Consider the following 22,016-nt stretch of genomic DNA (forward strand, 5'->3'; position numbering starts at 1 on the left):
CCTACCATTCGGGGATGAAGTAGGCGGAGGCCTCCTTTTACGTTGATGGATCACGTTGTTTGACTGGTAGAGGATCGAAGGCTAGAATTTTCACAGGCATAGAGAGCGTGTCCGCGTTTCAGCCATTGTTGGGGAAGGAGACAGGTGTGGTCTACAAATTTTTGCTGATAGGACTGATGGGATTGTTCTGTGCCGGTTGTGGAGGGAATCCGTATTTGGATGCCTCACTTGATCCCGCCAAATTTGAGGGAAAAGACAAGGCCTGGTTCGAAGAAAACTGGGGAAAGCCGAGCGGGAAATCCGCTCGATTCTTTGGAGGAGAAACCTGGATGTATTCACGTATTTCCGGGGGTGAGTCCCGATTTCCCTACTTTAATTTTTCCCCGAATCAATGTCACATCAATTTAGATTTCGACAAAGAAGGCAAGCTGGAAGATTATGATTATTCGAATTGCTAAGGAATTTCATGCCTCCGTTCCACTTGCTATGCATAAGAAGAACGTCGTTCTGCTAATTCATTTTAAACGGGTTTTCTTTCTTTAGACTGTTTGCTCGCCCTTTGGACGTAGGAGTCTGGATTGTCTCGGACAATTATCGTAACACCAACAATCGACGAGTTGTTTATAGCTGCCGCCAAGGAAGTGGTGCAGGTGGTGCTGGACTGTCGGAAAAACGGGCGCGACTGTCGTGTGGCTTTGGCGGGTGGGTCCACACCTCGAGGTTTGTACCGGCTCTTGGTGGGTGACCCCTATCGAACTCAGATTTCTTGGGACCATCTTCGCGTTTTTTGGGGAGATGAGCGAACAGTCCCTCCGGATCACCAAGATAGTAATTTCCGCATGGCCAAAGAGGCCTTATTATCTCATGTGCCCATCCCCTCCAGTCAGGTATTTCGCATTGAAGGAGAAGTACCCGCCGATGAAGCTGCGGCACGCTATGAAACCGTCCTGCAGGAACAATTCAATCTATCATCAGGTGAGAGACCACAGTTCGATTTGATCCTATTGGGCATGGGGCCGGATGGGCATACGGCGTCGTTGTTTCCTGGAACTTCCGCTGTGGCAGAGTCCGAAAAACTGGTGTCGGCTCCGTGGGTCGAGAAATTACAGACACACCGGGTGACGTTGACCCCACCGGTCCTTAATGCGGCGAAGCACGTGGTTTTTTTGGTTAGTGGAGTGGATAAAGCGACGGCGTTACAGGTGGTGTTGGAAGGGCCGGCAGATCCTGCCCGCTATCCCGCCCAAGTTGTGAATCCTCCGACAGGTCACCTGGTATGGTTGGTCAATCAGGATGCGGCTGGTCTCTTGAAGAGAGAATCGATGACGTCATCTGTGTGAAGAAGGAGAGGTCCCATGAAAATGGTTAAAGCGCCCGAGGCATTTATTCACGCCCTCCATAAAAAACCCATGACATGTCCTACACCGGATTGTTCCGGTTCCGTGGCTGTGGAAGAGTGCTCCCGGTCCACGGATCGGGTGAAATCGTTTAGATTGCACTGTGAGCAATGTGATTGGCACGACACGATAACGGGTGATGAACAAGTCGATCCGCCGTGGGACGAGGGGTCCCTGATGGAAATTACCGAGGAGCATCTTCTGCATTTGGAACCGGTTTGCCCGTATGATCAGGCACCGGTGGATTTTCATTCGCTGCCGAATCCCCGTCGTCGGGCTCGCTATCGCATTACGTGTTTTTTCTGTGGGCGGCAGGAGGAATTGGATTGGCCCCCTGAGGAAGCGAAGCGATAGTCCTTGCAAGTGTGCCGGGGCCTGAAGTTTCCCTCCAGTGCCCACTTGCGATATTCCCCATGCCCTGTTATTCCTGTCAGACTCATCTGTTGTCGAACTCATGAAAAAAATCAAAAAAAAGAAGTCGGCTTCTCAAGTCGTGCCGGCTTTTCTTGTTGGGTGGACTCATGGAAATGCACCTCCCCCAGGCTATATCGCTGCCTGGTTCGATGAAGCGTATGGCGGGCCACTGCGCATACGATTCCTCACCTCGAACGGACACCATCATTTTGAGGCGGCGCACACCAATTGGACTGCCGAAGTCAATATTGAGCCCTCAACGGCAATCGTGGAACAGTGGCAGGGTCGCTTACAGTGGGAACAGACCCAATTAGCAATCCTGTTTCCTCCAACCTATTCCGTGACCGATCGTCGGGATGTCCTGCTGCATGTGGCGAGAATGGCGAGGGGAGTAACCCTGCTCACCGACGGAACGACCTATGACGTGGCGACCGGCACGTATCTCAATCCTTCGGATTGGCGTGATCGGGATTTGGAGGTCTTTCGAATTACCGATCACATTCAGGTGGAACATCGTGAAGACGTTCAGCGGGCGCGCATGTGGTTCCATACCAGGGGCCTCACGAAATTTGGCCTGGATGAAATCGAGATCTTTCAACCCATGGGCCTATCGAGTCGAGAGGTGAAAGACACCGTCCTCAGGGTTGCCGACTATTTGATCGAGCAGGGAAAGAATTCAAAGGTAGGGGAACGAATCTTTCTTGATGGAAGTGGTCCCCAGGTGATGGTGGTACGTCATCGGACCGATCCCGTGTATGGGACTCCTCTTGCATTCCGGGAATTTATTTTGGAGTAGCGGGAACCCAAACACACAGGATGGCGCAACCGAACGTGCTTACCGTGGTGGAGAAACGACGGTAATGCGAGTCCGTGCGCCTCGTCCAATCGCTTGATCACAGGGGCTAATTTGTGTATCGATGGCAATATTCGGAATGGAGCCCGGCTTGCTCATCAGTTGCCGGGTGAGTGCCTCGCCCGATTCCACAGGGCGTGGCAGGCGATAAAGATAGATCGTGTCGATATCTTCTGCTTGAAACCAGGTTGCGCCTAAACTTCTCTTGTAAAATTCCAGAATTTGTCCAGGCGGATCGGGGGTGAGGAGCACGGCTGAAGGAATGGTCTGGTAAGCGTGTCCATGAATTTGGGCATTCCCGCTGGGCATGGCGCTGGCCAGGACGGCATTCGGATATGGAGGGACCAAGAAAAACTGTGCCGGAGGCGTCCAGCTATTGAGAAATGATTCCTGCATGGAGGTGAGGCGGCATTGCGGGTTCTTGCTCACGGCGGAAAAATCGGCCAGGGGAGCATAAGGGCCTGCATGGGCGAGTGCCGGGAATACGAACAGCGATACGAGACTCAGGGAAAAAAACCTCTTCATGCCTTGTCTCCTTGCAGCGTTTGGGATTGAAAAAACGGGCATGTTCAGCATACAAGAGGAGAATCATGGCGTAAGCATGCTGTGCAGTCAACTAAGAGGGGGCACAGAAATTCGGCGGCTTGAGTCATGGGACGGAATGAAATTTCATGAACCGGTCAGCAAAGCAAATCGGCCTTATCGATAACGGATTGCCCCATGAGGGAATTCAGACCACTGTTGTCTGTAATAAGTTATGAAAGCTTTGGTGTAGGGGCTGGTTTTTGATTGATGACATTCATGGCCAGCGCAATCATTGAACCCACATCGGACACCGAGGCTGGGAGTACGAGGGTGTTACTGGCTTTCGCCAATTCCCCAAATTCTCTGATATATTGTTCTGCTACACGAAGCTGAACCGCCTCAAATCCCCCCGGAAGTTGAATCGCGTCGGCAACCTTTCGAATACCTTCGGATGTGGCTGTCGCAATCGCGAGAATGGCTGAGGCTTCTCCTTCGGCTTCGTTGATTTGCTGCTGTCGTTTCGCTTCAGATGCTTTAATGACCTGCTGCTTATCTCCCTCGGCTTCGTTAATGGCCGCATCCCGTTGACCTTCGGACGCCAATACCACCGCCCGCTTTTCCCGTTCGGCCCGCATTTGTTTTTCCATCGCGCTGAGCACGTCTTTGGGCGGGTTGATATTTCGAATTTCGTATCGAAGGACTTTGGCACCCCAGGGCGAGGATGCTTTGTCTAATTCGTTTACGACCGAGATGTTGATCGTGGTCCGTTCTTCGAAGGTCTTATCCAGGTCAATTTTTCCGATCTCACTACGAAGCGTGGTTTGGGCGAGCTGAGAAATGGCGAACCGGTAATCGGTAATGCCATAGGAAGCCCGTTCGGCATCTAAGACTTTGATATACAAGACCCCGTCCACTCCGACCTGCACATTATCCCTGGTAATACAAATTTGTTCGGGGACGTCCACGGCCATTTCTTTTAGGGTATGTTTGTATCGGATCACATCTAAAAACGGGATGAGGATGTGAAGCCCGGCGTTCAATGTTGTCGAATAGCGTCCTAATCGTTCAACGACATAGGCGCTCTGTTGAGGAACCACGACAGCGGTTTTTGCTAGAATGATAAATGCGAGCAAAGCTAAAACCAATGTGACCAGCAATTCACCCGACATGAGATTCCTCCTGTGTCATCGGATCCGCCTGAATCCAGAGCGTCAACCCTTCAACTCGAATAACTTTGGCCTGGGATCCTTTGCCTAGGGTAGATGTTCCGGCATTGCGGGCAGTCCAGCTCGATCCGTGGAGTTCCACTTTCCCTATTCGTTGAGCTTCCAAATTTTCCAGAACGGTGGCCAACTCTCCGACCATGGAGTCCACGGGAACCTCATCCTTTTCCCTTATGAAGCCTGTTCCTTGAAGAGGTTTCTTCATGGCAAAGAGAGAGAGGATGCCGAAGAGCACGAAACTCAACCATTGCAGCCAGGCGGCTTCGGTCAAGCTTAACCAGGTGAGGGCGCTCACCATCAGTGCCGCTACCCCGAAAAACAGAAAATAAAAATTGCCCAGGCCTCCAAGGGTGAGGATTTCCAGCCCTATTAAGATTAAACCCATTATCGACCAATGCCACCAAAGCATCGCGAAAAGACTCCTCTCTGTTGCAAGGATACCGGCAGAAGGGGACAGGGGGATCCGAGCTATTGCCGTTTTTCTATTATATCGGCCGTCGTATGGCGAAAACTAAGGACCACATGGTTTTTTGTTGAGATGGGAACACTGCGGTACCGTCTTTAGGGAAGATTAGCACAAATTTCCGGAAAGGTCTTCCTTTCATAGAGGCAAAGCTGCATTTCAAATGGGAGATTGCCGGTGTATCCATGAACACTCAGCTTTGCTCTGCAAATTCTGTCTTTTGGCCTGAGAAATGTCCCGATTGGATTCGAAAGGTTGAAACAAATCGGACACAATGCCTGGGGATCCGTGAATTCCCCGGCACGGCTCTTTCCCCGTTTGGGAGAACGGAAGTTGTCAGGTGAAGACCACCAACAAGTCTCATTTCCGGCTACACAGGGTTGCGTTGATTTAGCCCGTTCGTCGGTCCTGTTTCTACCCGATGGGCAGGTCAGGGTGTTCGACAAAAACAGAGGGTGGAAACTTTTTGCCGGTTTTAGAGTGGCGGAGGGTGCGTTTCAGGACGAAGTCAAACAACAAAGGATTGTAGTCATAGATTTCATTGAGGGCGTCCCGTTCTTCAGAGTTGATGTGACCTGAGGACACGAGTGAGCGGGTCCGAATCACGATATTGATTGCAGGCAAGGGATAATCGCTTCCATTGATGAGTCTGGAGTGAATGGAGGGCTTGGATAAGATCTTATCGAGGTTGTGATGCCGATTGTATTGGGTCAGGGCCGAAATATCAGCAAACACTAAGCCTGTATACTTGGGGTCTTCAAGCATCTGAATGGCCAGATCGATGTAGGGCGTGCCGGGAGGACAAAGGGTCTCCTCCTTTTTTTCGCATTCCCCCAAACTGGCGACATGCGCCATCACGACTTTCACGCCCATATCCAAGGGTCTTTTTAATAACAAGGGATTTCCAAAACGCTGAAATTCTTCTGCTTCCGTGGCAACCTCCACACCCGTGTGGGAAATCAGGGCCATGTCGTACTCTTTCATGATGCGGTAGTACGGTACGAGTTTGTCCTGCATGGTCTCTGACGCCGGGTGAATACCCATGGCGTTGGGTAGCCATTTCACAAACCGAACGCCTTGTTGTGCATAGTGACGAAGCGCGGTTGTGGCCTCCTCCCGATAAGGATGAATGGAGATGATAGGAAAAAAGATATCGGGGTTCCTCTTTGCAATGGTCATCACATATTCATTGGGCACATAAAACGTTGATAATTCTCGATTAGGTTGGCCCTGCTCGTCATGAAAGAAATCAAACGCCATGATACCGAACTTTCCCCGTTCAGGCATGAACTGAATAAGGTTTTTTAAACGCGCAAGGTACTGGGCATCGGCCTGTTGTTCGTCGGTAACCACCGCCGCACTCTTGTAAATTTCAAACTGGAAAAAATGGGTTACTCCGCTCCAGGGGGATTGCCATTCCTCATTGACAAAGGTTCCATTGATGTTTTCATTCATGCCCAACATATGAACGTGATAGTCGCGAAGCGCGTCAGCTTGCATGCCCTCGAACGCCTGTTCGACCAGCGAACGGGCCCCGGCGCTAATCTTTTTTTCCAAATACTTGGGTTCATGATCGAAGGCTCCCCCCAAAAGATCGCAAGAAACACAGAAGGCACTTACAACAAACAGCATTGCCCGGAGAAAATGTGTCGATGTTGTTCTCATATGCTTGTGTGGAACCATGTTGAGTGCATCTGGTGCGTGGTGACGGGTTCTATCTCACTGATAGACGATATTCGATATGTAACGAAAGGTTTTAGGAAATTACACACGTAATTGTGACAAACAAAGAATGCCCATTCCATGTTGGCTTCCTTGTAAATCTTTCGGGAAGGCAGAATGGTAAATGTACATTCCGTTCCAACCCTACCGTAAAAAATGGTTCGGCGAAATATTATTTGCTACTTTTTTAAATATTTCTGAAGGCTTAGTTTACAAATTTTATACCTTGACTAATTGTCAGGATTAACCAAGAATCTGCCCATTCATGCAGATGCGCCTCTCTCATGGCTGAGTTAGGAAATCTGGATGTGAAGGTACCTATCCACCGTGTGCCGAATGAAATCTCTGATCCAATTCCCTTGATGAGGATGAAACGCACCGAGCCTACGATGCCGCCTACGCCAACCGGTTTTGGCGAGTCCTGTTACAGGCCGATCGAGTCTTTGCAAAGTTCCGTGCACGATTCATCGGTAAATGCAGCCCCGTGCATTTTTTCTGGGTTGCGCCTGATCTGGAAGTCACTCGCTTTTCGGGTCGTCCGGCGCCGAAACATCCCGGGGGAATTCCAAATCTGCCGGACTGGGTTACGCGGGAAGCCTACTCCGAGGAAGTGAGTAGTTGCGGGTTCTGGCCCGGTGGAGGTCCGATTCCGTACCCGGCTTTTAATTCATATGCCTATCCGGCTCCGCCGGACTTCTCAGCGGCAGCCGTCCACCCGAAAGGGGCCTTCTTCAGTAACGACCTGCATGAATTTGTTCTTTCTTACGATATTGTCCGGGAGGCACCATCGCCCAATGATACCCTTCTTGAATTCCTGCAAACGACGTATGAAGCCGCAGCCGATTTAGCAAAATAGGATTGCAATGCTCTGGAACGACGGATCGATCACAAAATTGCAGGGACATGAGAGTCCGGCCAAAATAATGCTCGGATCTTTGCCGGCCCGGTTGCGGTTCCCGTCTTCATCTTGGAAAAGCATGTTGATTTCCTGCGTGTCTTTCGTCGATAGGAAATAGTTAGTAGTTCCCTGGATGGAGGAGAGTATGTACACTCCCAATCTGCTGGGGTAACAGGTAACAGGGAGGTGCAAGTGGAACATATCTTCTTTGATAATTGGCAGGCGCTGTTCCGAACGGCGTTGATCAGTGTCCTGGCATATGTCAGCCTTATCACGCTTTTAAGGATGTTCGGCAAACGGACCCTCTCCAAAATGAATGCCTTTGATTTGGTTGTGACCGTCGCGCTTGGGTCGACCCTAGCAACCATTTTGCTCAACAAAGACGTGACCTTGGCTCAGGGAGTCCTGGCCTTAACTCTGCTGATAGGAATGCAGTTCGTTGTGACATGGTCCAGTCTTCGCGTCCGATGGGTGCGAAAGCTGGCCACAGGGGAACCGACGATGTTGTTGTATCAGGGTACATTTTTACCTGTTGCTTTGCGGTGGACACGGGTGACCGAAGATGAGGTGCGAGCCGCGGTTCGAATTGCAGGAGTGGCGACGTTAGATGAGGTCGAGGCGGTGGTGTTGGAGACTGACGGCTCCTTCAGCGTAGTCCCAAGTGGTGGAGGTTCCGGAGAGTCGAGCCTCACAGGGGTCAGTCGACCGTCGGGCATTCCACCCACAACCACCAACAGGTAAACTATGCCGTTAGGGGAGCCATGACGAAAAGGACAGCAGACGTTCGTATCGAAACCGACTCCTTCGGCTCAATTTCTGTGCCCGCCGACAAATATTGGGGTGCACAGACCCAACGTTCCTTGGAAAATTTCCAAATAGGCCAGGAGCGGTTGCCTCGCCCTCTGATCCGGGCGTTGGGTATCGTCAAGCGTTGCGCGGCCCTATCAAATATCATTCTGAACGCCATCGATGAAGCAACCGGCAAGGCTATTGCTGATGCGGCACAGGATGTGATCGACGGCAAGTTAGACGATCATTTTCCCCTAGTCGTCTGGCAAACCGGTTCCGGCACGCAGTCCAACATGAACGCGAATGAGGTGATTGCCAATCTGGCCATCGAACGTCTGGGCGGTAGACTGGGATCAAAAACGCCGGTTCATCCGAATGATCACTGCAATCGCAGCCAGTCTTCCAATGATGTCTTTCCGACGGCGATGCATATCGCGACAGTTGAGCAACTGCACCATGCCCTGATTCCATCCTTGAAACATCTGCACCGAGTTTTGTTGAATAAGTCGCAAGCCTGGGAAGGCATAATCAAAATCGGACGAACCCATTTGCAGGATGCCACTCCTCTCACGTTGGGTCAGGAATTCTCAGGATATGCGGCCCAGGTGCAATTGGGGATTGATCGGATTCAGGATGGTCTTAAACGACTGTATCCCCTTGCGCAAGGCGGTACGGCTGTCGGTACGGGATTGAACGCACAGTCCGGGTTTGGTGAGAAGTTTGCTGCAGAAGTCGCAAGGTATACCCAGCTGCCCTTTCTTTCGGCTTCCAATAAGTTTGAAGCGTTGGCCACTCATGATGCCATGGTGGAAATCTCCGGTGTGCTCAATGTTATCGCCGTCAGTCTGAATAAATTTGCCAATGATATTCGCCTGTTAAGTTCCGGTCCGCGGTCCGGTCTTGGAGAACTCTCCCTGCCGGAAAATGAGCCGGGTTCTTCCATCATGCCGGGAAAGGTGAATCCCACTCAATGCGAAGCCATGACCATGGTCTCTGCTCAGGTTATCGGGAATCACACGACTATCACGATTTCCGGCGCACAAGGGCATCTTGAACTCAATGTGTTCAAACCCGTCATTGCGTACAACGTGCTTCAATCCATCCGCCTCCTCGGCGATGCGGTCATGAGCCTGACCGATAAATGTATTGTGGGCATTGAACCCAATATCGGTCGTATTTCTGAGCTGATGGAACAATCCCTGATGCTGGTCACGGCATTGGTTCCCCGCATTGGTTACGATAAGGCTGCCAAAATTGCTCAAGGGGCCTTGAAAAATGGACGCACCCTGCGAGAAGAAGCTATCGCCAGCGGATTTGTGACTGAAGAAGAATTCAATACCTTAATTCGTCCGGAACAGATGGTTCGTCCAGAGTAACTCCAACGTCACCTACAGCATTCTGGATCCTTCCGGGAAGGATTTTAAAACGAAAGATTGCGATCTCTTTCGGCCACAGCTTTGACATAATCCTGCATGCCTTTCATTACGGCACCCACCTCGAGATCAGATTCGTGAATTTGTCGGGCGATCGAACAGGCTGAACAGACCCACAGAGGAATACCTTGAGACAGAATGGTATTGGCTAACACCTTCAATGCCGGTAATCCGACTCCCTGTACACCATCTACAACACCTTTTTTTGCTAAGACGACGGCCTCGGCCTGAAGCCACAAAACGACCTCATGCCCTTGTTCGTGAGCCGCCTGTGAAGCGATAAACGGAAGGGTGGCCATTGTTGGATCATCCGTCCCCTTACTTCCGGCAATGACAAAGCGTGCCATAGTTTACTCCTTTTATTACCCTCTTTTCTTTCATGCTTCTCCGACACCCCCATCTCATATCACAGGAAAGCTGGAATTAAGACGGGAGCACCTTCATTGATGATATCAGTAATGAATGTAAGACCAACCTCTGTAGAACCCTGGGTTTTGGCCGGCGCGTGTGAATAAAGTTAGCTCTCCGGTTTTGCCTATATCCCCTTTCCCTGAATTTACTAATCTGTCACGATAGATGGCGTGATATTTTTCGGTACCCGCCTGAGACTTGTGTCCGATCCTCGCCAAGCCGAAATTTTTATAGTCAATTAAAAAGGAGTATTCACATGCAAAAGATGAAAGCTGTAGAAGTCCGGCAGGCAAAGGGCTCTTTCCAACTTGTGGAGCGTGAGGTACCTAATCCTGGTTCAGGACAGGTCCTCGTGAAGGTTCAGGCCTGCGGCATCTGTCACAGCGATGTGTTCACGAAGGAAGGCCTATGGCCCGGTCTTGAGTATCCACGCATTCCCGGACATGAAATTGCCGGTATTATTGAGGAGATGGGGTTTGGGGTGGAGGGATGGACACAGGGCCAACGAGTTGGCGTGGGGTGGCACGGAGGACATTGTGGCTGTTGTGAGCCATGCCGCCGAGGCGATTTTGTCCTTTGCCAACGTGGGTTGGTTCCGGGGATTAGCTATGATGGAGGCTATGCCGAATACATGATCGCTCCTGTCGAAGCCTTGGCTCGCATACCAGAGGATCTTTCCGACGTGGAGGCGGCCCCTCTGCTTTGTGCCGGCATTACGACTTTCAATGCTCTTCGTAAGAGCGGCGCCCGCGCTGGTGAGGTGGTTGCTATTCTGGGCATCGGCGGCCTTGGACACTTAGGGGTACAGTATGCCAGCAAGATGGGATTCGAGACGGTCGCTATTTCCAGAGGAAAAGACAAAGAGGCTTTGGCCAAGAAATTGGGCGCACGGCACTATATTGACAGCAAAGCCCAAAATGTATCGGAAACGCTTAAGGGTTTAGGAGGAGCGAAGATAATCCTCGCAACCGTCACGAGTGGAAAGGCCATGAGTGCGACTATCGGTGGACTGGCCGTGGACGGAAAATTGATTATGGTTGGCGCCTCTGAAGAACCGGTGGAAGTACCCATCGTTCAGTTTATTATGGGACGACATGCAGTTCAAGGCTGGCCGTCCGGGACGTCGTCGGATTCGCAGCATACGTTGGCCTTTAGTGTGATGACAGGTATAAAGCCAATGATAGAGGAGTATCCTCTTGAACGCGCAGCCGAAGCCTATGAGCGTATGATGAGTGGTGAAGCAAGGTTCAGGGTAGTTTTAAAGGTTAGTTGAAGAGTCCACTCACTGGTCACTCCAATGCTTTGTCTTCGTCAAAAACGGGAATGCCCATATTGAAAGAAGCTGTGCGCATGAAAAGAGCCAAGTTAAACAGCGGTTAAAGGAGACAGGTTCCTACAGCGATGGCTCGACTTTTCATATTCTGAACGCGGCGTTACCCAACTGATCTCTGTCACCGTGGGATCATGTATATTTTCTCGCCTCAGGGGATGAGGGGGCAGGGAAAGGCGGGGGCCATTCCATTGAAAAATGAAGATTTGAATAGGGTATTCGTTGTGAAAATTTCGCTGAATGGATTTTCCCTCCAACGTCTAATTACTCGGTAGTTGATTAAGTTTGAGACACGCCAAAGAGTTATTCTACAAGGGCAGAATCTCAGGCCTTTTTAACATAGGCTTTGTACACTTTTTTGTCCGCAGCACCTTCTTCTTCCATCCCAACCATGGCGTGTCCGGTTGTCTCGCACCAGGCCGGCATATCTTTTTTAATCCCTTCGTCATCCGAGATCACTTCAAGGACTTGCCCTGAGGCGAGTTCTTTGATTTTTTTTGAGGTCAGAATAATGGGCATCGGGCAAAAATACCCCAATGTATCGAGTTTAACGTCGGCTGGTATCATGGTTCATCCTTTTGTGGTGGTCGTTAGATAAATAAGTTTACGGACCCGTGCCGGGCTTCCGCCAAATAGGTGCTGACTCCGGCGAGTTGGTCGATGCCATCAATGAGCGTATCCTTTGAAATGCCCATGAGTCCCAGGGTCGTGGTGCAGGCAATCATCTTCACATCCAAATCTTTGGCGGTTTCCATGAGTTCGGGTATACCGGGCATGCGGTTATCTTTCATCACCTTTTTCATCATGGTGGTTCCGAGACCTCCAAAATGAAATCGTGAGAGGGGCAGGCGACTGGCTCCCCCTTTGTTCAGCCATCCAAAGGCTCGACGGAGCCAATCCTTAGGGGAACTACTCACATTTTCCTTCCGGATGGCATTCAACCCCCAAAAGGTAAAAAACATCGTCACCTGCATGCCCATGGCTGCAGCGCCCGTGGCGATAATCAGGGCCGCCATGACGCGGTCCATATCTCCGCTCAGGACGACAAGTGTCACTTTATCGGGTTTGGTTTCTTTGAGCTCGGCCAAGGCAGTTGCTGGTTCTACGTGGGTGGCGTTCATGATGTCACCTTCTTTCTCAGAAAAATGATGGGTCGCCTTTTAAAGAGTCTTCGATATAAGCGGATTGTTACGGAGTATAGCAGCTCTTGGCCTTGGAAAGGGTTGATTTTGCTTGAAGACATTTTCAAAGGATGAGGCTTACTCCTCACTCGACTATAATATGGTAATTTTTTCGGTGTCAACAAAAGCCTGTTCTGGATTGTGCCTGCATGAGGCATGAACCGCAGGCTTCTTAGCCCTGTAGGCATCTGTAAGGAAGGGGCCATGGATCGGTTGATAGAATGTGTGCCGAATGTGAGTGAAGGCCTGGACAAGGGCGTACTCGCCTTATTGACTGAGCGTATTCAGTCGGTACCCAATGTGGCCTTACTGGATCTTCATATGGATCCCGATCATCATCGGTCGGTTTTTACCCTTGCAGGGGAGCCTGAGGCAATGGCCAGGGTGCTTTTTCAGTTTATTCAAGAAGCACAGCATAGCATCGATCTCCGCAGACATCAGGGGCAGCATCCACGCATTGGGGCCGTTGATGTGGTGCCGTGGATTCCCTTACGAGGCGTGACGATGGAGGAGTGTGCGGACCATGCCAAAGATTTGGGCAGGCGAGTCGGGCAAGAACTGGGCATTCCCGTCTTTCTCTATGAACAGGCGGCTTTAGTGCCTTTGCGGGCCCGGCTGGATATTATCCGGCGGGGAGGGCTTACCGGGTTACAGGAACGGATGGATCAAGAGGCCGATTGGAAGCCTGATTTTGGCCCAAATGTATTGCATCCTACGGCAGGAGCGGTCGCAATCGGAGCCCGTTTCTTCCTGATTGCCTTTAACGTGGTCCTCAAAAGTCAGGACATTCATGTGGCTCGTCGAATTGCCGGCACGATCCGGTCTTCAGGTGGAGGTTTGCCTGCGCTCAAGGCCATGGGTGTGACCTTGTTATCAAAAGGGCTTGTGCAGGTGTCCATGAATTTAATGGATTTCCGGCAAACCTCCCTGCGAGCGGCGTTTCAGGCTGTGGAGGAGGAGTCACATCGGTTGGGTGTGGATATTCAGGAAAGTGAAATTGTGGGTTTGGTTCCGCAGGAGGCATGGGATGCGGATTTGGCTGGCGATCTTAAGTTGAAGAACTGGAATCCTGAAGGCGTGTTGGAAGCAGCGTGTGGAAAATACCATCTTTTCCCATTGTAACTCATCAGGTACAATAACCCGGGAATGTGAAGGTGAATACCACGTCCTAGTGAATGGTGAGCCGGGCCACTGCATTTATTCGAAAGAGCAACAAAATGGGCATGGACTTTTACTCAAAAAAGGAAAAAACCATATGAGCGATGATGTCGCAGCTTTGCGGGCCAGTAAATTTGGGAAGTTAACGGTGGGCAGTGTCATGGAGAAAGAAGTGCAATCGGGCATGAAGGATTCGGAAGCCAAGTTACTGGCCTCTTATATGATGGAAGGATTTGGTTCCGTTCCCATCATTGACGAAACCTCGAAACTGGTGGGCATCGTTTCCGAGTTTGATTTACTGAAGGCCTTGCGCAAAGGAAAAAACCTGGAAGAGGTGACGGCAGGTGATATCATGACTGCCAATCCGGTATCGGTCACGCAAGATACCAATGTGCTGACTCTGATGGATGTCCTGCAAAATAATCATCTGATTCGGGTGCCTGTTGTGGATTCGAAGGGAAAATTGATCGGAATCGTCGCGCGAAGAGATTTACTGCGGGGCTATTTGCAAACATCGGGGAGTTGAAGCTCCCCGAGAGTTGTGCTACGGCTTTCCTTCACCGGGTTCATCCCTCCCATTTTCCAACATTAATGAATCGGCGCTCGTTCTCTTCCTGATTCCAGGGTGAGAATACGCCATGAGCTTGTGAGTTGACGACGATGAAAAATCAAGCGAATCAGATTGTCCGCCACCCATGGTTTGAGTACGGGATCATTGCCTTTATTCTCATTAACGGGGTCATTCTCGGCCTGGAAACCTCACCGGCACTGGTGAAACATTATGGTGCCCTGATGCATTGGGGAAATCACGTCATCCTTGGCATTTTTATTCTGGAAGCCCTCATCAAAATGGTGGCCGTGGCACCTCAAATTGATCGGTATTTTCGAGATGGCTGGAACATCTTTGATTTTTCCGTCATCGTGTTTTCTTTGATCCCGGCAACCGGTGAATTTGCCATGATTGCCCGGTTAGCTCGCTTGTTGCGGGTGGTTCGTCTCATCTCGACCATTCCTGAGCTCCGCCTTATCGTTTCAACCCTCGTCAGATCTATTCCCAGCATGATTCACGTGATGACTCTCATGGGCGTGATTTTTTATGTCTATGCCATCATGGGCTATCAGTTGTTTCATGAGCACGATCCGACGCATTGGCGATCATTGGGGGTCTCGCTGTTGACCCTATTTCGCGTCGTGACCCTGGAAGATTGGACTGATGTGATGTATACCGCCATGGATTTTCATTACCTGTCCTGGATTTATTTTGTGAGTTTTGTGGTTTTAGGAACGTTTGTCGTGATCAATCTGTTTATTGCCGTGGTGATCAATAACCTCGATGAGGCCAAAGCCGAACGCCTGGCTGAGCTTCAGGGGCCGGTCACACAAAAAGAGATACTCAAAGATTTGAGAGACACACAAATAGCCCTCAAGCGCCTAGAGGAGCGCTTGGAAAAAACGTCTGGAGAAAATGTCCTACCCCTATCGAAAGTGTTGAAAGGTTAAAATACCCAGAACCGGATTGGTTACGTTCCAAGAGGAATCGTGGAAAGGAATGAGAGGGAAAGAAAGCCCGGGGATATTCTACTAGACCAGATCCCAACACGAAAAAATCGGGCCCGTTCCGGTCTGCCGGAACGGGCACAATTTATGGCAATCACGTAACGGTAATGGTTCCTGTCGAACACCTTAAGTTCCTCCGACATTTAGGGCTGCATCGACGGGAGCCTGCTTCATGCATTTTTTCCGCGATTCCCATAGCTAAGTGTAGAAGTGTTGATCGGGCAGCTTCCGAACGCAGTGCCGAATACCACGATCCCCTTCACCACAGTGAGAGTCATTTGACCGTCCGGCAGGACCTTGATGTCAAATTCCTTTTCCTTCACGGCTGCAGTGGCTACGGGGTTTTCGATTCCCAATGGTTTCGACCCAAACCTCTCAGGTCGACAAACGTAAGATCCTGATAAATCATTTCCGTCTCCCCAGCGAGAGAGAATAGGAGAATCAGAATGCACCTTGAGTGCCATCTGGATGCCATTGGAAAATTCCAGTAACGCCTGACTTCCCGATCCGATTTTGACCCGGTCCCCTTCATATAAGGGTCGTATGTCTTACCCCTTCAGTTGCTCCTGAATACCATTGGTTCGAAATACTGTGAGATCCCCTATGACATTGCTCAATCTCATCTTCAGCCGACTACTCCCGGCATCGTTCCCTTGTGGAGGGCGGAAGCTGTACACCAGTTTCGATGCTGCTCCCCTCTCGCGTTGGTATTGATTCAAATCTCTTTTAACGGTCAGTAAAGTGTTCACGGAGATCTAGAGCCGGATCATCTCGTTTTCGCTGCATCGTTTCTGGGCATGCCTGATTGGCAACATGGCCGTCCTGTTTTGATAGGAGCATGGAAATAAATACGCGAACGATTGGCGATAGGGCGAGGGATCGTGTTTGGAAATCGTCGTGCGTATCTGAATCGATATCTTTCGTATCTAATGTTGTTGGCTTTCCCCGGGAAAGAGGAGTTGATCGAAAAACGTTTGGATTGAAATATATTCAATTTGCCAATGAATACGGTGTTTTTTTCTCATTGAAGATTCTGGCATTGAGGTTGCTTTAGCAGGCTGCAGAAATATTTTTCTCATTAACTCACCAAGGAGGGTGCATGCTTAGAAAGCAGGCGCACAAAATTCAGATGCAACGCAGAAAATGGACACACAATGTTTTCGGTGATCCGTAAATGAAGACTGCTTGGTCACGGTTCCGGCAATTTTGTATTCACGCAATGAAACAGAAAGGGCTTTCTATGAAACTCAATGTCTTGTTCAACGTAGCGGTAATGCTTGGCATGGTGGCCATCAATTCATCAGGATGGGGACATAGTCCCAATGATGCCGGCGAAGGCGGTCTTCAATCTAAAGTTCGTGAAGCGGGTTTGATTATGTATGGCCAGGTTGTTGATATCCAATATCGAAACTCGGAGCCCACGAAAGAACAACCCCAGGGTCTTCCTCATACGTTTGTGACTTATCAGGTTCTGGAAGTTTTGAGAGGTGATGTCCCGGACAAAAAAGTCACGCTTCGAATTCCCGGTGGGGCCGATGGGCAGGGTGGTGTCTACATGGTATCGACAGCCCCCGCGTTTGCCTTTGGACAAACTGATGTGTTGTTCGTCAAAGGAGGAGAAATCGACGATTGTCAGCTGGTGGAATGTGTCGAGGGAAGATTCCGTATACATGAAAATCAGGTGTTGAACGGTTGGGGAGTGCCGGTTGTGGAAGCACACAAAACGTTACGCATTGGGGGTAAACCACGGTTCGATCTCAATGTCATGGAAATACCCCGCCCTTCGTTTAAAGCCTTGTTGGAACGACCTGATATGAAGGCCTATATCGATCGCATAAGCCGGGAGAGCCGCCTGAGCTTGAAAGATCTGCAGGCCCGTTATGAGCGTGAAGCTCCCAAGATCACGACGGTCAATCTGGGCAATCAGATTCTGCCAATCCAAAGAGATGTCACCGACGAATCGGAGGCTATGCCAATGGAAACATACGGAGAACCGCTGACTCCCGAAGTATTTTTTGAGGCCATACGCGAGTGGAGTAAACAGGTGGGTGATCCTCGATCGCCAATCGTGATGGCTAATGCGAAAGAACGGTTTGAGGTTCCTGACCAAGAGGTCTTGGCTCTCGAGGCCAAGGATGAGGCAGGACTTAAAATAAGCGATGAAGAGCGTTATGACATTCATGCTAAGGAGGGACTTCGATAATGAATATGACCAAAATTTTCGTACCCATGATGTTCGTGGTGTTATGTAGTCCTCCCGCATTTTCAGCATCCTGGCTGGAATGTAATGGGGACAGTGGCAAGAAATTGCGTTGGGGAGGAAACTCCACGACGGCGCGAATCAATACCGGAAGTTTCCCGGCCGGGAGCGTCCTGCAGGCGGCCCAACGAGGTGTGAATATTACGAACACCAACCCCTCGCCGTTTACGATCAACCATACGACCGAAACCGGTGGGGTAGGGAGTGGAAATGGACAAAATGAAATATGGGCCGCGAGTATTTCTCCACCGGGAGAGGCCCGCATGCGCTATCACTGCTACTGGTTATTCGGGTGGCATTATGGACTGGATGAGGTGGATATTGTGTTGGATTCGACAGGGCGGTCCTGGACGACCTCCCAAAACAAAAGCGCGAATTTTACGTATACCGGCTCAAGCCGTCCCATCGATGCGGTCATTGTGCACGAGGCCGGACACTATCTTGGCCTGATGCATGTCAATTGGGAATACAATGTTATGGGTGATTCCTGGCGCCACCATCATACCAATGGGGGATCAGCTATCACGTATTTCGGAGAAGATGCTTCGCATGGGGCGCGGGTGCTGTATGGCTCGCAAAGCTCTGCCTTTAACGATGTGTCCGCTTCGCACTGGCGAAGAACCGGAGCCAGCGGTGAGTATTCAAGTCATGACCGGGTACGAGTTCGAAATAGTGCCAACACGGGGACGTTGACGGATATTACGATCGCCGGGGAACCCGGGTATCGGGTGAATCGAGGAAATGTGGTGCGGCCTGAATTTACGATCGAGAATAATGGGAAACAGACCCATGCCAACGTCACCTTCGGAATCTATGTCTCAACGAATGACTTTATTAGCTACAGCGATACCCGCATTGGGGGGGGGACTTTTGGCTCGATTCACCCTGCCGACGTGTTAACTACCACGATTCCGGTGATCATACCCAATTTTCTGAATGCGGGGCAAAATTACTGGCTGGGAATCATCGTTGATGAGGATAACGATATTAACGAGGTGAATGGTTCGAACAATCGGGCGTATATTCCCATCCGGGTTCAGTGAAAAGAATGCAAGTAAGGGATCCCGGGACAACACTGCTTGTGGTTTCGGATTCACTATAGGGGAATGGGCCTCGACCGGATCCCCGGGCATGTTTAATTGGAGGTCGACTTGGTAGCCGAGGCCGTCAGGATTCGAAGAATCTTGCACGGCCTCGGCTTTTCAAGGATGTTTACTCCGGCTTGTCAAAAGGGGTCGGTGTTAAGCATGTGCCCGGAGAATCAGGCCGTCAAAAGCAGCGTGATGAGAATTGGAGGTCGGGAATAAAAGTCCTGTCAGTCAGTCAGAAAATTTCTGGAAGGGGTAATCTTGAGCAATCCGACGAAATGCGGTGTTCCAATTCGGAATGAAGGTGAGAAGTTCGAGAAACATTCCCTCTTCACATGATCGACTGATGGTCATTGCGTCGTTCATCGCTTGTCCCTCATTTAAAAGCCGTTGGCCATAGAATTCTCTAAAAAATTAACGCAGTGGGAACTACAAACTACTATGTTCGAAAAAGATATCAGCCGAATAAAATGTTCACATTTAATGGAATGCAAGTTCATGCCTATAGTCGCCATAACCAATACAAGGAAACCAATCCTAAAAGACTTACGCAACTGATGATGATGAGTAAAATACTTTCCATGGTGTTGCCTCTCTCTGTTGGACAATCGGCCGTCACCCGTTCCTGATTCTGAATAAAAGCAACCTTGATGCCGTTGGACGTGTTGTGGCTTCTGGCCAATCAGGAATGCAAGCTAAACAACTAATTTTAAAGAGAAAAGGAAAGAGAGGCTAAAGCATTGTTTCTGGAAATCTTCGATCGGTGTCATATGGGGAAGTACCAAAAGGGGTACATGCCGTAAACATGGGGGAGCAGATACGAATGATGAGCTATTTAAAGGGGGTAATCTAAATGGGATAGATCATAAAATGAGGAATTAGTTATTTGAAGGTACTCTTTGTGTGGAAAGCTCCAGGCTTGTGTTAATCAAAGTCAGGGCCATGGGGGATGCCAACATACTTCACTTACGAAGAAGATTGAGGGAGCCTTCTTTAGGGAGGAGGATTATTTTTTTAGATTTTCTTCCTCCGTGCTCGGCTCGATTGAGCCTGGACTGGAGATGGCCGAACGTCGACGGGTTTGTTGCTTTTCTTCAGGAATGGATATTCGGGGTTCCCATTCCTCGACCAACCCTGCCGTTCCCCGTTGGCCCCAAGTGGACAGGCTAATAGTGGAATTTTTTCTTAGACCGGTGACCATGTGTACTTTCTCCATGTTGTAAAAGGTAAATACTCCAAATAGGCGTCTGGTAAATGACTCTTTCTGTGTGGTTTTCCCTTCAAAAATGTATCCTAAATGGGAAATTTTAAAAGAAAACTCATAATTCAAATTAAACAGCAATTTTGATGCCATGTCAAAATCCGGTCTTTAAATCATGGCTTTCAGCCATGATTTAAGCAATAGGACAGGGGAATTAGGGTATTTTCATGTGGGTGGGACGTTGTTTACTTTTGGAGGATGCATGTATCCATTCAGATAAACGAATGCATGGATGAAAAAATTTTTATTAACAATAAAAGAGGGAGGTCGTCTCTTAGGGGCACATCCCAAATGAATGCTGCTTGCAGTTAAGGTAAACCTCGATTCTACTTGAACCGTATTATTTCAAAAATCGATGAAGTTCGGTCCGGATTTTCGTGGGGGTTATGGGTTTAGGCCAAAATTCAGAGCCTCCAGCTGCGAAGGCCCGGTCTCGATGAGTGATTTCTGATTGCGCGCTCATGAGAATAATCGGGGTAAGTTGAAAGTTCTCCTGTGCTCGAAGTCGTTCACAGGCCTGGAATCCATTAAGGCCAGGCATTTTCACATCTATAAATATCAAGTCGGGTCGGACTCGTTGAGCGAGTTCAAGTCCCCTCTCGCCATCTTCTGCGCAGACGACCTGATAGCCCATTTGTTCTAAGACATCTCCCAGGATCATCAAATTATCCGGGGAATCATCAATGAGCAGTATGGTGACGGAATCGATACCGGAAATACTTTTGAAAGTCTGTGATGAAGAAACCGTCATGTTCATCTGCCTCCCTCCATTCCTTGTCCTATTGCTTCATCCATTGTTATTACCGATGAATTACGCAAGGAGAGTGCCGGATTGGTTGGGCATTGTAACCCATTGAAATGGAGATATTTTTAGTCAATTTGTCTCAAGAATCTGGTGTCGTGAGGTGTGTCATGAGACAAGGAGATGGGACAGAAAAGGTGTTTGAGACAATGAACAAAATCGCAATTGGGAGGAGAAACCCGTCCAAAAATGGATGCTATCCGTTAGTTTGGATTGATCACTTCAGCAGCTAACTGTGAGATCTCCTCGTCAAAGACCGGAGACTTCCTTGGAAGTGAATTTCCCCACTTAAAAATGAGAGGGGTTTTCTGAACGTTCATGGTAGGCTACCCGAAAACTCTTCACCAATTGGTTCCAGGCGGCCATGCCCTCGCTGCGGTCGAAAGAGATATGGAAAAGCCTCAAGATACCATAAATCAAAAAATTCAATTGGTGAGTATTGTTATTCCGGTCTTTAACGAACGGAAAACGATTGAGACGATTGTTGGCCGGGTGCAAAAGGTGGAAATTCCAAAAGAACTCATCATTGTGGATGACGGATCCACGGATGGGACTCGGGAATGGCTCTATGAGCAGTTCGGTCAGGGGGCTACAGAGGATGAAAAAAGCCAGAAAATAATCTGTGAGTCACGTGCCGATTGTTCTCAAGTCCTGGTGTTGGCTCACCAGTACAATCAAGGGAAAGGGGCAGCCCTGAAAACGGGATTTGGGCAGGTTCGAGGGAGCATTGTCATCGTGCAGGACGCGGATTTGGAATATAGTCCAGAGGATTATTATCGACTGTTGGACCCAGTGATAACAGGCCGGGCCGATGTTGTCTACGGGTCCCGGTTTTTGGGAGGCTGGAAAGGGAGTTGGCCACCGGTCTCCTATCTGGGTAACAAGATTTTCACCACGTTAACCAATGCTGCGACTGGGCTATCATTGACGGATGTATGGACCGGTTACAAAGTGTTTAAACGGGAAGTCCTGAGCGATATCTCGCTCGAAGAATCAGGGTTTGAATTGGAGTTGGAGCTCACACTGAAAGTGGCTCAAAAAAAATGGCGCGTGACAGAGGTGCCGATTTCTTATTTACCCAGAAGTAAAGCGGACGGGAAAAAAATCCGCTGGAGAGATGGAATTCAGTCCATCAAAACGCTGTATCGGTATTTTCACCCCTCATAACCCCGTCGGATTGATTGTCTTCTTACCCACGCATTCCGCCTGCATCAGAATTTTTGATGGTCATCGCATTTTTATCCCGAAAGA

At 49.6% G+C, this 22,016-nt stretch carries 22 protein-coding genes and 1 pseudogene; 14 read left to right on the forward strand and 9 right to left on the reverse strand.

Annotation, left to right across the window (positions count from 1 at the left end; all coding sequences use genetic code 11):
• The first annotated feature begins 146 nt into the window (after positions 1-146).
• The 4 genes from LX98_RS01680 to LX98_RS01695 all read left to right on the forward strand — a co-directional run bounded on the left by LX98_RS01680 (position 147) and on the right by LX98_RS01695 (position 2,607).
• Positions 147-458, forward strand: coding sequence for a hypothetical protein (locus LX98_RS01680; protein WP_496427248.1), 312 nt, complete (start codon positions 147-149; stop codon positions 456-458).
• Positions 459-578: 120 nt separating this feature from the next.
• Complete coding sequence (gene pgl, locus LX98_RS01685; protein ID WP_496427249.1) at positions 579-1,340, forward strand: 6-phosphogluconolactonase; 762 nt, start codon at positions 579-581, stop codon at positions 1,338-1,340.
• A gap of 15 nt (positions 1,341-1,355) precedes the next feature.
• A complete protein-coding gene (locus tag LX98_RS01690; RefSeq protein WP_496427250.1) occupies positions 1,356-1,751 on the forward strand; it encodes a hypothetical protein in 396 nt (131 codons plus the stop codon).
• A 37-nt stretch (positions 1,752-1,788) separates the two neighbouring features.
• Positions 1,789-2,607: a DUF4026 domain-containing protein gene (locus tag LX98_RS01695; RefSeq protein ID WP_496427251.1), complete on the forward strand. Its 819-nt coding sequence runs from the start codon at positions 1,789-1,791 to the stop codon at positions 2,605-2,607.
• Positions 2,608-2,646: 39 nt separating this feature from the next.
• Here the strand turns inward: LX98_RS01695 and LX98_RS01700 are convergent, their stop codons facing one another.
• The 4 genes from LX98_RS01700 to LX98_RS01715 all read right to left on the reverse strand — a co-directional run bounded on the left by LX98_RS01700 (position 2,647) and on the right by LX98_RS01715 (position 6,432).
• On the reverse strand, positions 2,647-3,189 hold the full coding sequence (locus LX98_RS01700; protein WP_496427252.1) for a hypothetical protein: 543 nt from the start codon (positions 3,187-3,189) through the stop codon (positions 2,647-2,649).
• Positions 3,190-3,419: 230 nt separating this feature from the next.
• A complete protein-coding gene (locus LX98_RS01705; RefSeq protein ID WP_496427253.1) occupies positions 3,420-4,358 on the reverse strand; it encodes an SPFH domain-containing protein in 939 nt (312 codons plus the stop codon).
• A complete protein-coding gene (locus LX98_RS01710) occupies positions 4,348-4,821 on the reverse strand; it encodes an NfeD family protein (RefSeq protein WP_496427254.1) in 474 nt (157 codons plus the stop codon). The genes LX98_RS01705 and LX98_RS01710 overlap by 11 nt, the downstream gene beginning before the upstream one ends.
• A 468-nt stretch (positions 4,822-5,289) precedes the next feature.
• Positions 5,290-6,432 (reverse strand): amidohydrolase family protein, encoded by a 1,143-nt coding sequence (locus LX98_RS01715; protein WP_496427255.1) that lies wholly within the window; start codon positions 6,430-6,432, stop codon positions 5,290-5,292.
• Between the two features lie 440 nt (positions 6,433-6,872).
• Between LX98_RS01715 and LX98_RS01720 the strand changes: the two are divergent.
• From LX98_RS01720 to fumC, 3 genes and pseudogenes are all read left to right on the forward strand, one after another.
• Positions 6,873-7,453, forward strand: a pseudogene (locus LX98_RS01720) (DUF5996 family protein); the annotation flags it as partial.
• A 234-nt stretch (positions 7,454-7,687) separates the two neighbouring features.
• Entirely contained in the window at positions 7,688-8,236 is a 549-nt protein-coding gene (locus LX98_RS01725) for a YetF domain-containing protein (RefSeq protein ID WP_496427256.1), read from the forward strand.
• Positions 8,237-8,256: 20 nt separating this feature from the next.
• Complete coding sequence (gene fumC, locus LX98_RS01730) at positions 8,257-9,660, forward strand: class II fumarate hydratase (protein WP_496427257.1); 1,404 nt, start codon at positions 8,257-8,259, stop codon at positions 9,658-9,660.
• Between the two features lie 44 nt (positions 9,661-9,704).
• Here fumC and LX98_RS01735 read toward each other — a convergent pair whose 3' ends face one another.
• On the reverse strand, positions 9,705-10,064 hold the full coding sequence (locus tag LX98_RS01735; RefSeq protein ID WP_496427258.1) for a DsrE family protein: 360 nt from the start codon (positions 10,062-10,064) through the stop codon (positions 9,705-9,707).
• Positions 10,065-10,384: 320 nt separating this feature from the next.
• On the opposite strand from LX98_RS01735, the gene LX98_RS01740 reads away from it, so the two are divergent.
• The gene (locus tag LX98_RS01740) at positions 10,385-11,401 is read left to right on the forward strand and encodes an alcohol dehydrogenase catalytic domain-containing protein (RefSeq protein WP_496427259.1); all 1,017 of its coding nucleotides are present in this window, start codon (positions 10,385-10,387) and stop codon (positions 11,399-11,401) included.
• Positions 11,402-11,782: 381 nt separating this feature from the next.
• On the opposite strand, the gene LX98_RS01745 is transcribed toward LX98_RS01740, so the two are convergent.
• Both LX98_RS01745 and LX98_RS01750 read right to left on the reverse strand, forming a co-directional pair.
• The gene (locus LX98_RS01745) at positions 11,783-12,025 is read right to left on the reverse strand and encodes a sulfurtransferase TusA family protein (RefSeq protein WP_312644386.1); all 243 of its coding nucleotides are present in this window, start codon (positions 12,023-12,025) and stop codon (positions 11,783-11,785) included.
• Positions 12,026-12,048: 23 nt separating this feature from the next.
• Complete coding sequence (locus LX98_RS01750; RefSeq protein WP_312644384.1) at positions 12,049-12,579, reverse strand: DsrE/DsrF/DrsH-like family protein; 531 nt, start codon at positions 12,577-12,579, stop codon at positions 12,049-12,051.
• 264 nt (positions 12,580-12,843) lie between these two features.
• On the opposite strand from LX98_RS01750, the gene ftcD reads away from it, so the two are divergent.
• The 5 genes from ftcD (at position 12,844) to LX98_RS01775 (ending at position 18,657) form a co-directional block, all read left to right on the forward strand.
• The gene (gene ftcD, locus LX98_RS01755; protein ID WP_496427260.1) at positions 12,844-13,761 is read left to right on the forward strand and encodes a glutamate formimidoyltransferase; all 918 of its coding nucleotides are present in this window, start codon (positions 12,844-12,846) and stop codon (positions 13,759-13,761) included.
• A gap of 133 nt (positions 13,762-13,894) precedes the next feature.
• Entirely contained in the window at positions 13,895-14,323 is a 429-nt protein-coding gene (locus LX98_RS01760; protein ID WP_496427261.1) for a CBS domain-containing protein, read from the forward strand.
• Between the two features lie 134 nt (positions 14,324-14,457).
• Positions 14,458-15,297 (forward strand): ion transporter, encoded by an 840-nt coding sequence (locus tag LX98_RS01765; protein WP_496427262.1) that lies wholly within the window; start codon positions 14,458-14,460, stop codon positions 15,295-15,297.
• Between the two features lie 1,297 nt (positions 15,298-16,594).
• On the forward strand, positions 16,595-17,557 hold the full coding sequence (locus LX98_RS01770) for a hypothetical protein (RefSeq protein WP_496427263.1): 963 nt from the start codon (positions 16,595-16,597) through the stop codon (positions 17,555-17,557).
• Positions 17,557-18,657, forward strand: coding sequence for a CARDB domain-containing protein (locus LX98_RS01775; RefSeq protein ID WP_496427264.1), 1,101 nt, complete (start codon positions 17,557-17,559; stop codon positions 18,655-18,657). Before LX98_RS01770 ends, LX98_RS01775 begins: the two co-directional genes overlap by 1 nt.
• 1,051 nt (positions 18,658-19,708) lie before the next feature.
• On the opposite strand, the gene LX98_RS01780 is transcribed toward LX98_RS01775, so the two are convergent.
• Both LX98_RS01780 and LX98_RS01785 read right to left on the reverse strand, forming a co-directional pair.
• Positions 19,709-20,056, reverse strand: coding sequence for a hypothetical protein (locus LX98_RS01780; RefSeq protein ID WP_496427265.1), 348 nt, complete (start codon positions 20,054-20,056; stop codon positions 19,709-19,711).
• A gap of 247 nt (positions 20,057-20,303) precedes the next feature.
• A complete protein-coding gene (locus tag LX98_RS01785) occupies positions 20,304-20,714 on the reverse strand; it encodes a response regulator (RefSeq protein WP_496427266.1) in 411 nt (136 codons plus the stop codon).
• A 369-nt stretch (positions 20,715-21,083) separates the two neighbouring features.
• Between LX98_RS01785 and LX98_RS01790 the strand changes: the two genes are divergently transcribed.
• The gene (locus LX98_RS01790; protein WP_496427267.1) at positions 21,084-21,932 is read left to right on the forward strand and encodes a glycosyltransferase; all 849 of its coding nucleotides are present in this window, start codon (positions 21,084-21,086) and stop codon (positions 21,930-21,932) included.
• Positions 21,933-22,016 lie beyond the last annotated feature (84 nt).

The organism is Nitrospira marina (assembly GCF_059568365.1).